Source organism: Nevskia soli (genome assembly GCF_903970205.1).
In the GTDB taxonomy this organism is placed as follows: domain Bacteria; phylum Acidobacteriota; class Terriglobia; order Bryobacterales; family Bryobacteraceae; genus Bog-113.
Map to the genome: position 1 here is coordinate 1 of NZ_CAJCHS010000235.1, position 9,849 is coordinate 9,849.

Consider the following 9,849-nt stretch of genomic DNA (forward strand, 5'->3'; position numbering starts at 1 on the left):
GATCATGGCGAGCCGCCCGATCTTCGAATACTGATGAACCACCACGCCGCCCGAGAGAAACGCCTGGTCCTCCACCTCCGCATACCCGGCGACCAAAGCGCAGCTCGCGATCACCGCTCGGCTTCCGATCACGCAATTATGCGCGATATGGCCGCTCGTCATGATATAGTTCTCGTCGCCGATCACCGTCGCGGATTCTGGCTTCGTTCCGCGCGAAATCGTGTAATGCTCGCGGATGATGTTGCCGCTGCCGATCCGAAGGTAGCTGCGATCGCTTTTGCGGAAGCCCTTGTCGAGCGGATCGGTGCCCAACACGGTGCCTGCGGAAACCTCGTTGCCGTCGCCCATGGTCGTCCAGCGCTTCACGTAGACGTGCGGTTCCAGCAGGCAATCCGCGCCGATCACGACATCCTGCTCGATGACGCAGAAATCTCCAACGACCGTGCGGGCCCCGATTACAGCTTCCGGATGAACGCGCGCCGCTGGAGAAATCTGCGCGGAAGGGTCGATCGGCATGAACCCTCATGATATGGTGTGAGGTTGAACCCATAACCATGCGTTTTCTACTTATCCTTTTGATTTCAGGGGCAGCTTTGTCCCCGCGAGTTTCGTCCGCGCAGATGATGCCGGGCGGCGGAGGTCCCGGCGGCGCTCGCTACCAGCAGACGTACGACGACGTCAAAGCCGCGTTGAACCTGACCGATGAACAGATCACGCAGTTGAAACAACTGCAGACCGATAAGATGTCCGCAACACAAGCGTTTTACGCCAAGATGGCGGACAAGCAAAAAGAACTGAACGCGGCTTTGGAATCGAGCACAAGCGATCCGACGACGGTCGGCCGGCTGATGCTCGAACTGCAGCAGCTTCGCAAACAGCCGCCGAGTGCGGGCGATGTTCACGAGAAAGCTCTCGCGATACTGAAACCAGAGCAGAAAGCGCAATTGGCCAAGCTTGAAGAGGCGCAGAAGATGCGGACCGCCGTTGACCAGGCCACCGGGCTGGCTTTGTTGACGCCGCTGCCACCTGCCGCGCCGCGCGGGATGCCGGCGGGCGCCCCTGCGGGTGCTCCCAAGGCGCCGGGCCATTAACGCTGGGGATATCGCATGCTGAGCCGCGACGGTCACGGAGCGGTGCGCTTTAGGGAGCCTTCCGCACTTGCGCTGTGAAAAGCATTCGAAGATTCTTTCCCGGAGCACCAGCTCCCTTACGGTCGCGGCTCAGAATGGGGATTTAGCGGTCGTCGGAAGATTCTCGCGGTCGGAATCATATAATCCGTCCAGTGACAGCAACGGATCTGGCCCTGAGTCTGGGTCTTCCGCTCGAAGGGCCGCCCGGCGCGTTGACCGGCGCAGCTCCGCTCGAATCGGCGACGGCGAGTGAGCTTTCGTTTGTTTCCGGCGAGGCGTTTTTTGCCGCCGGGCGGGCTTCGAATGCCGGCTGTTTGATTGCGCCCCTGGGGTTCCAGCCCCGCGATTCGCAGTCGGTGATCCGGTCGCAATCGCCTCGGGGCACATTCGCGCAAGCGCTTGCGTTGTTATATCCCGAGCGTCCGGCCGTCGCCGGCATTCATCCATCAGCCGTCATCGAAGCCGGAGCCGTGATCGATTCCCAGGCGGAAATTGGCGCATTTTGCTCCGTAGGCGCGGGGTCCTCCGTCGGCTCCCAAACGCGGTTTGCCGCCGGCGTTCATGTTGGCAAGGACTGCCGGATCGGCGCGCATTGCACGCTTCACTCGGGAGTTGTGATCTATGACCGAACGCGCGTCGGCGATCGCGTCGTCCTGCACGCGGGCTGCGTGGTGGGTGCGGACGGCTTCGGCTTCGCACCTCAAGACGGCAAATGGGTGAAGTTCCCGCAAGTCGGCTACGTGTCGATCGAAGACGATGTCGAGATCGGCGCGAATAGCTGCGTCGACCGCGCCGCACTGGGTGTGACGCGGATTGGCGGGGGAACCAAGCTCGATAACATGGTTCATGTGGGCCACAACTGCGATATCGGACGGAACGTTGTGGTTGCCGCACAGACTGGTTTTTCAGGCGGCGTGACGGTGGGAGACGGCGCGATTATCGGCGGACAAGTCGGCGTGGGCGATAAAGCGCGCATCGAGGCCGGCGCGGTGATCGGGTCGGGTTCGGGGATTCTGCCCTCGAAGATCGTGCGCGCAGGGCAGCCGCAGTGGGGAACTCCGGCGCAACCGCTGCGCGAGTATCTGAAGCAGCTCGCGTGGGTGCGGCGCCTCGCGCGGAAGTCCGGCGAATGATTCTGGTGGTTGGCGGCCATTCGCGGAATGTTGGGAAGACTTCGGTGGTGTGCGGGCTGCTGCAAGCGCTTCCGGGAAAATGGACCGCAATCAAGATCACCCAATTCGGTCACGGGGTTTGTTCCAGTTCCGGCGCGGATTGCGAATGCGCAACGGACCCCGATCATCCGTTTGCGATCACGCGCGAGACGCATCGCGATTCGGGGACGGACACTTCGCGCTACCTTGAGGCCGGCGCCGCGGAATCGTTGTGGCTGCGCACGCGCGCCGGGGAACTGGGGTTTGCCGTGCCCGCGCTGCGGCGGGTGTTCGCTCGCGCAGCGGACGTGATCATCGAATCGAATAGCGTGATCCAATACCTCAAGCCCGATGCGTATCTGACGGTAATTGATCCGCGCGTGGAAGACTTCAAGGCTTCGAGCCGGCTCTATCTCGATCGGGCGGACGCGATTGTATTCAGCGCGCGGGAAGAGAACAACCAGAGCGCATGGTCCCGCGTTTCGAACCGAATTTTCGCCCAAAAACCCCGCTTTTTTCTCGGACCCGGGTTCCAGATTCCCCCGGACCTGATCGCATTTGTCCGGAATTGCGCTAGCGCCGTTAGACTATAGATATGGCAAAAGCTAGTGTCGCGTCGCCGCCCCTGAATGATCCGAAACTTTACACCAATCGTGAACTCAGTCTGCTCGATTTTCAGCGCCGCGTCTTTGCGGAAGCGTGCGATGAATCCAACCCGCTGCTGGAGCGCGTAAAATTCCTCTCGATTTTGTCGTCGAATCTCGACGAATTTTTCATGGTGCGTTTTGCGGGTCTGCGGCAGCAGGTCGAGAGCGGCGTCACCGAACTTAGCATCGACGGACGGACGCCCGCCGCCGTGACCGAAGCCATTCGAATCGATGTAACTGCGCTGGTTTCCGAGGCCTACGAGTTCTGGGAAAAGACGCTTTGTCCGGAATTGCGCAAAGTGGGCATACACATCTCGCATTACGAGGACGTAACTAAGAAACAGCGCGCCTATCTGGACGAGTACTTTCATAAGACGGTGTTCCCGGTACTCACTCCGCTGGCATTCGATCCGGGACGGCCGTTCCCTTATATCTCGAATCTTAGTCTCAACTTAGCCGTGAAGGTGCGCGACGAACGCGGAGACCATTTCGCCCGGCTCAAAGTTCCCGACGCTCTTCCGCAATTTGTACAAGTCCCGGTCGAGAAGGGTTCGTGTTTCGTATGGCTGGAAGATGTAATCCACGCGAACCTTTCTTCTCTATTCCCCGGTCTCGACATTGTGGCCTCGTATCCGTTTCACATTACCCGCGATGCCGAGTTCGCGGTGCAGGAAATTGAAAGCGACGACCTGCTGGAGACGATCGAAGAAGCGGTATGGCAGCGGAGGTTTAGCGAAGTGGTGCGGCTGCAGGTGAACCGCACGATGCCGGAAGATATCCTCGAGATCCTGACTAGTAATCTGGAGCCGGATCCGCGCGATATCTACCGCGTGGATGGGCCGCTGGATCTAAGTCGCCTGAAAGCCATCGCGGCGCTGGATTACCCCGAATTGCACGATAAGCTCGCGGTTCCTTACACGCCGCCGGCTTTCGCCGAAGACGATCTCTTTGCGGCCGTTCGCAAGGAGGATATCCTGCTGCATCATCCGTTCGATTCCTTCCAGCCGGTGGTTGAGTTCTTCCGGCGCGCCGCGAAAGACCCGGACGTGCTCGCGATGAAGATTACTCTGTACCGTACCGGCCAGAATTCCCCGATCGTCGCGGCTCTATTGGATGGCGCGGTGGAGCATGCCAAGCAAGTCGCGGTGTTAGTGGAGTTAAAAGCGCGATTCGACGAAGAAAGTAACATTGAGTGGGCCAAGGCACTGGAGCGCGAAGGCGTCCATGTGATCTATGGGCTCGTCGGGCTCAAAGTACATTCGAAGATCGGGCTGATTGTCCGGCGCGAAGGCGATACCATGCGCCGCTACGTTCATATGGCGACGGGTAATTACAATGCCCAGACCGCGCGCTTTTACACCGACCTCGGGATGTTTACCGCCGACGAACAAATCGGGGCCGATGCGACCGACTTATTCAACTACCTAACCGGCTACTCGCGAAAAACGGAGTTCCGTAAGCTGCTGGTTGCGCCGTTGAATCTGCGCAAACGACTCGAGCAGATGATCCAGCGTGAAATCGCGCGTCACCGGGCTCACGGCGACGGCCACCTGATTTTCAAGATGAATGCCCTGGAAGATCAGCCGATGATCGAAGCGCTGTATCGGGCATCGCAAGCCGGTGTAAAGATCGACTTACTCGTGCGCGGCCTGTGCTGTCTAAGACCGGGTCTACCAGGGATAAGTGAGACGATTACCGTAACCAGCATTGTGGGGCGGTTCCTGGAACATAGCCGGATTTACTATTTCTACAACGGCGGCAGCGAGGAAGTGTACCTGGGCAGCGCCGACCTAATGCCGCGCAACCTGAGCCGTAGAGTGGAAGTGGTCTTTCCGGTGGAGAATCCGAAGCTCATACGGCGCCTACGGGACGAGATCCTCAAGACCTATATGGCGGACAATGTGAAAGCCCGGCGCCTGGATAGCGACGGCAAGTATACACTCATCCGCCCCAAGAGTGATGAACCCGCCGTGGATAGCCAGGCCGTCTTCCTCGCGGCGCGTTCGCGCTAGGTGGGCGACTGGAGTTGGTTCATGCGGCGCGCTGAACGACGGCCGCGCTCTTTGCCGGCTCGAGTGGGGTAGACACCGACTCGGGTATCACAGCGGCGCGAATCGCTTGCGAGGTGAACCCAAGTAACACCAATTGACCAATGTCCGATTGGCCGCCGTTTTGCACCTGAGTAATCGCCACCGTGACTACGGGAACCACAGCGGTGATCGATGCGTCGATTAGTCCTCGTAAGAGGCGCGAGGTCAAAGTGTTGGAGGGTGGAGGAACAACTTCAAAGGTAACCACGCCTTTATTCTTGGTGTCCTCCGAAGAGTCGCGAATGGCTACCGCGTTTCCGTGCGAATCGTAGACTTCCGGGGTTACTTGCAACACGCCGCGGGAGGGAATAAACTGGATTTCCCATCCGCGCTCGTAAAGGTCGTCAGGGGAAGCGGGGTCGCCGGCAGTGGTTCGCCAAAAACACTGAAAGCTGTTCTTCGCGGCACAGCGATTCAAATCCTTGTTGCGAAATACGAAAGAGCACCGCAAGACGTCCTGGTCGGTAATCATGGCGGGCTCACAGTACGCGTCCCACATCCCTTCTTCGAGGGCGGTCCGAACGTCCTGATCGGACAGCGATTGGGCAAGCTTCACGAGATCGTTTCGGGCGTCGTCCAGGACGCTCGGCTCATTCGACTCCAGCTTCTTCAGAATAGTTTCCCGAAGGCCCGGTTTGGCATCCAAGAGGGAATCGAGCAGGATGATCCGATGAACAAGAGACAGGCGGATCGCGGATAAGTCGCGGAGAATAAGTTCACTGTTCGTCCAGCCCCCGTCAGGAATGGACGCCGGCGTCTGTTGTAGCAGCTCGGCGCAACCGTTCAGAGCCCCAACCAGGTTGGGATACTTCGTTTTCCATGGCTCCATCGCAAATTGCCGGCGAAGCCCCGCGATACGCGTCTCTAATTCCGGTACGAAGTCCTTCATCGATCCGCCATCCGTGGTAAGCGCGGCAAGGCTGTCCGAAGCGCTCTTCTCGTCACCGTCCGTTAGGAACTGGCGAGTAAGGATAGCTTGTACATTGCGAAAGAGTTTTGTTCGATTCCAGCAAATGCTGGGTGGGACTTCGCCGAGTCCATCTTCGAGTGCAGCGGCCTGAGCTTCATCTAACCGTTCGGTGAGGCGAATGCGCGATTCGATTCTGGGCAAGAGACTGTCCAGACGGTTCACTTCCGCGGTGTTGCCCGCCAGAGCCAATCGTTCCCACGAGCGAAACCGGGACTTAGTCGACGACCGCTCCATGGCGAGACTGAAGCGAACGCTGTCCAGCTCCTGCTCGGATCGCGTGTAAAGAGTACCTCCGCAGCGGTTGCCGATGGACCGCAGACGTTGTTCCAGGCCCTCGATCTGGTTTTCCATGCGAAGACATCTCCGAAAATTCGGAATCATCACTTGGGCGAGCATTAATAGAACCGCGCCGAGAGTAACCCAGAACAGCACCCACAAGACGTTGCGGATGATACGCCAAGTCGAGCCGATCCATGGCATCCAGAGTGGGAACGCATCCAGCAAGCGCGTTTCGAGGTGAAGTGTCAGGCTAGTCCGGAGCAGTTGAGCGTTATCGCCGTCTCCGAAGCGAAGCTCCAGCTGGGCCTGGCGAACATCCCTGCCATCGAACGCGTTCAACGGATCGAACCAGGAATCCGGAGCAACGAATGAGATTGAATCGCTTTGGACCGCGGCGAGCGTTGCTTCCGGCCAACGATCCGGCCACTCGCATTGGCGGCGGGTTTGCCCATTGGGCTCGATACCGCATAGGGTATCCGCGCCCGAGACAATACGCCAACGAAATTTGAGCGGGTGAGTGTCGAAGTTATAGAGCCATAGCGACGAAGGGGCATTCCGCACGGCACGAACGTCCGGGTTAGCAAGAGCCGGCCCGCGCTGCAGGGTGCAGACGTAAGCGGCATCGCCAACGCTGACATTAAGCTTCGCCTCTCCCCAGAAAAACATGTCTACTAAGTGCAAGTGAAGAGTGTCATCGAGAACGGATGGCTTTTCGGCAACCGGCCGCATTGAGACGATCGAACCGGTTGAGTCCTTTAAGGGTCCAACACCTATGGATGCGCCCTTAGACGGCGCGGCGTTCAACTGAAGATCAAGATACGTGTCCGTCTTGTCGGCCGGTACGACAATCCGCTCTGAGGCCGGCCGTGCGGCCGACCATGCCAGTGTGCAGTAGAGACCGAGAAGAGCGAGCGAGGGCCGAAGCACGCGGTACCTATAGAAGAGCTTGCAGGATAATATCATCCCTTCGCCCGATTTCAGCACTTATTTTTCGAATCAAGCTGCTATGTTTTCCACCAGCTTCGCGAACTGTTCGACAATCGGGCGCGAATCTCCGACGATCCGTGCCAGCTCAATATTGCTGACGATGTTTGTGTTGCGAAGATTAAGGCAGGCGACTTCCGGCGATGCGATCTGGCGAACGCATTCCGGCGCGACGGTAACTCCCAGACCCGTGCCGACCAGCCGGAGTATCGTTAACCAGTGAGGCGCCTCCTGTACGATGGCCGGGCGAAATCCATACTCCTCGAAGATCGACAGCGGTTTCTCGAAAGCCCGTGTGCCTGAAGTTCGAGGAAAGTAAACGAACGGCTCTCCGCGTAGCGAGGCCGGCGAGATACTCTTCTGATGCGCGCGCCGGTGGCTTGCCGGGAGCACGGCCACAAATGGCTCGGAGAAGATGGTGCCGATATGAAGGCCCTCCGTTGGATCGCCGTCCCGTAGGATGCCTGCATCCAGCGAGCCATTTTCCATACCTTCAACGATCCGTGCCGTAAACGCCTCATGCAACTGCATCCGGACCCGCGGATAGGCTTCGCGATAGCTTCGCAGAACACCCGGTAGATTGGTCAACATGGCGGATCCAACGAAGCCGATGTGGAGAGACCCGACCTCGCCGCGGCCGACGCTGCGGGTTTCATCGATATCCCGCTGTACATGGCGAAGCGTTCGCCGCGCGCTCTCGAGGAGCGCTTCGCCGGAGATGGTCAAACGCACCGAGCGCGATGTACGCGTGAAGAGTTGATACCCGATCAGTTGCTCGAGTTTGCGAATCTGCTGCGATAAAGGCGGCTGCGCAACATGGAGACGCTGGGCCGCACGCCCGAAATGAAGCTCCTCCGCGACCGCGACGAAATAGCGTAAATGGCGGAGCTCAATTTCGTGATCCATATGCAATCGATCATAATCCGGTCGAACAAGATATTGGACATATGGCTACGTCGAGAGCAGAATTCAAGTAGGAGGTCAGAAACAGTGCCATCGGACACAACCGCATCCGCGGCTGATATTAGAATCCGGCAGCTCCAGACCCCGCAAGACGCCGCGGCGTTCCGAGCGCTGAATGAGGAGTGGATTACTCGATACTTCGTGTTGGAGGCCAAAGACCGCGAGACGCTCGGCGATCCTGACAACACGATCCTGCGCAAGGGCGGATACATTTTCATGGTTGAAGTGGACGGAGAACCTGTCGGGTGCGCCGCTCTGATTCCGATGGGGAACGGTGTGTACGAGCTTTCGAAAATGGCAGTGTCTCCCCGGCTTCGGGGTCTCGGTATTGGCCGCAAGTTACTAGAGCACGTGATTGCTGAGGCGAAAGGTATTGGCGCTAAGTCGCTATTTCTGGGTAGCAGCACCAAGCTTCGCAACGCCGTGCACCTATATGAGTCGGTTGGCTTCCGGCACGTCCCGCCTGACAAGCTCCCGCCGAACCCGTACACGCGCGCGGACGTGTTTATGGAGATGCTGTTGTGAAGTCCGGCAGCGCTGGCGCGAGCACGAGTAGCGTCCCGGCAAACAGCAGCGTATCCGCTACGTAGTTTACCGCCTCGACTAGCGATGCTTGAGGCGCAACGGCCAGAATAGGTACATATAGGAGCAGCGTCAGGAGAATCATTAACAATCCGAGCGAGGCGGCGCTGGTACGGGCTCTTATCTTCAGTAATAGGCATATCCCAGCGATAAGTGACACAGCTCCCGTCAAGTATCCCCACAAAGGGATGAGCGGCACCCATGCCGGAGTCTGTTTCGCTAGCGGAACACCGGGCGCAAACTCGGGATGTAGGAAATGCTCGACCGCGAAGAACATAAGGGCGACGGCCACGCAGATACGCCCGATGACTATCTGCGTGGCCGGCCAGCGATCTCTCTTGTTCACCGCCAGACTGCCCGCGAATGCCCATGCGCCACCGGCGAACGCTGTGTCCCTCAGAACAACGGCCCATATAATCCGGTCGCTCGGAGTTTGGGCGGCATTAGGGATGTGAATCAGCGCCACGAAGGAGAAGAGCATCGCACCATACAACGTGGCTGACAAGCGCACATACTTCCTCAGAACGAAGCTCGCCGCCGTACAGAGCAGGGCGCAGCCGACGAAGTAAGCCCAGAAAAGAGGCGCGGGCATCCACTTCGGAACGCCGCCCGATATGGCCTGCGCGCTTACCAAGTGCTCGGCGCCAAAGACAGCCAGCGAGGCTGCGATGAGCACCGGACCAAGGGCGATCAATCTGTCAAGGTTCGGGCCTGACGATAACTCTCTTCGCGAGATGAACAAACCGGCGATCAGGACAACTAGCCCGGCAAACCAGAGCCAAAATATAGATTGCGTTAACAAACCAATGCCCTCAAGTCGGCCTTTATCGGCGTTCATCGGCGGCCGATAAACTCTCGGGATTCGCCACAGTCGATAAGTCGCCCAAGTCTAGCCCTAAATACTTCTGCCGGAGTAAGCGCCGTACAATCTTGCCGCTTTGCGTTTTCGGCAACTCTGAAGCTAGAACAACTTCACGCGGCTTGAAGGTCGGTCCCATCACAGTAACTATGTGCTGGATCAGTGCATCGGGAGCCGCGGGGCCTTTCAGAATC

Annotated in this window: 10 protein-coding genes; 5 read left to right on the plus strand and 5 right to left on the minus strand. The window is 58.6% G+C overall.

Features of this window, described 5'->3' with window-relative positions:
- Positions 1–516, minus strand: a 516-nt coding sequence (locus H1Y01_RS10620; protein WP_180540495.1) for an acyl-ACP--UDP-N-acetylglucosamine O-acyltransferase, incomplete at its 3' end; no start/stop codon positions are given.
- 38 nt (positions 517–554) lie between these two features.
- On the opposite strand from H1Y01_RS10620, the gene H1Y01_RS10625 reads away from it, so the two are divergent.
- The 4 genes from H1Y01_RS10625 to ppk1 all read left to right on the plus strand — a co-directional run bounded on the left by H1Y01_RS10625 (position 555) and on the right by ppk1 (position 4,940).
- Positions 555–1,091: a Spy/CpxP family protein refolding chaperone gene (locus tag H1Y01_RS10625; protein WP_180540496.1), complete on the plus strand. Its 537-nt coding sequence runs from the start codon at positions 555–557 to the stop codon at positions 1,089–1,091.
- Positions 1,092–1,282: 191 nt separating this feature from the next.
- On the plus strand, positions 1,283–2,263 hold the full coding sequence (gene lpxD / locus H1Y01_RS10630; RefSeq protein WP_180540497.1) for a UDP-3-O-(3-hydroxymyristoyl)glucosamine N-acyltransferase: 981 nt from the start codon (positions 1,283–1,285) through the stop codon (positions 2,261–2,263).
- Positions 2,260–2,874, plus strand: coding sequence for a hypothetical protein (locus H1Y01_RS10635; protein WP_180540498.1), 615 nt, complete (start codon positions 2,260–2,262; stop codon positions 2,872–2,874). Before lpxD ends, H1Y01_RS10635 begins: the two co-directional genes overlap by 4 nt.
- A 2-nt stretch (positions 2,875–2,876) precedes the next feature.
- Positions 2,877–4,940 (plus strand): polyphosphate kinase 1, encoded by a 2,064-nt coding sequence (gene ppk1, locus H1Y01_RS10640; protein ID WP_180540499.1) that lies wholly within the window; start codon positions 2,877–2,879, stop codon positions 4,938–4,940.
- A 19-nt stretch (positions 4,941–4,959) separates the two neighbouring features.
- Here ppk1 and H1Y01_RS10645 read toward each other — a convergent pair whose 3' ends face one another.
- Both H1Y01_RS10645 and H1Y01_RS10650 read right to left on the minus strand, forming a co-directional pair.
- Positions 4,960–7,230 (minus strand): hypothetical protein, encoded by a 2,271-nt coding sequence (locus tag H1Y01_RS10645; RefSeq protein WP_180540500.1) that lies wholly within the window; start codon positions 7,228–7,230, stop codon positions 4,960–4,962.
- Between the two features lie 33 nt (positions 7,231–7,263).
- A complete protein-coding gene (locus H1Y01_RS10650; protein ID WP_180540501.1) occupies positions 7,264–8,157 on the minus strand; it encodes a LysR substrate-binding domain-containing protein in 894 nt (297 codons plus the stop codon).
- An 84-nt stretch (positions 8,158–8,241) separates the two neighbouring features.
- Between H1Y01_RS10650 and H1Y01_RS10655 the strand changes: the two genes are divergently transcribed.
- Positions 8,242–8,739 (plus strand): GNAT family N-acetyltransferase, encoded by a 498-nt coding sequence (locus H1Y01_RS10655; protein ID WP_219341448.1) that lies wholly within the window; start codon positions 8,242–8,244, stop codon positions 8,737–8,739.
- Here H1Y01_RS10655 and H1Y01_RS10660 read toward each other — a convergent pair.
- Both H1Y01_RS10660 and H1Y01_RS10665 read right to left on the minus strand, forming a co-directional pair.
- The gene (locus H1Y01_RS10660) at positions 8,720–9,634 is read right to left on the minus strand and encodes a hypothetical protein (RefSeq protein ID WP_180540502.1); all 915 of its coding nucleotides are present in this window, start codon (positions 9,632–9,634) and stop codon (positions 8,720–8,722) included. The genes H1Y01_RS10655 and H1Y01_RS10660 overlap by 20 nt on opposite strands.
- Positions 9,621–9,849, minus strand: a 229-nt coding sequence (locus H1Y01_RS10665) for an AMP-binding enzyme (RefSeq protein ID WP_219341449.1), incomplete at its 5' end; no start/stop codon positions are given. The genes H1Y01_RS10665 and H1Y01_RS10660, both read right to left, overlap by 14 nt.

Excerpts from the sequence above, each read along its gene's own strand:
- H1Y01_RS10645 (WP_180540500.1), bottom strand. The coding sequence starts at position 7,230 with ATGATATTATCCTGCAAGCTCTTCTATAGGTACCGCGTGCTTCGGCCC.
- ppk1 (WP_180540499.1), top strand. The coding sequence starts at position 2,877 with ATGGCAAAAGCTAGTGTCGCGTCGCCGCCCCTGAATGATCCGAAACTT.
- H1Y01_RS10660 (WP_180540502.1), bottom strand. The coding sequence starts at position 9,634 with ATGAACGCCGATAAAGGCCGACTTGAGGGCATTGGTTTGTTAACGCAA.
- H1Y01_RS10635 (WP_180540498.1), top strand. The coding sequence starts at position 2,260 with ATGATTCTGGTGGTTGGCGGCCATTCGCGGAATGTTGGGAAGACTTCG.
- H1Y01_RS10650 (WP_180540501.1), bottom strand. The coding sequence starts at position 8,157 with ATGGATCACGAAATTGAGCTCCGCCATTTACGCTATTTCGTCGCGGTC.
- H1Y01_RS10625 (WP_180540496.1), top strand. The coding sequence starts at position 555 with ATGCGTTTTCTACTTATCCTTTTGATTTCAGGGGCAGCTTTGTCCCCG.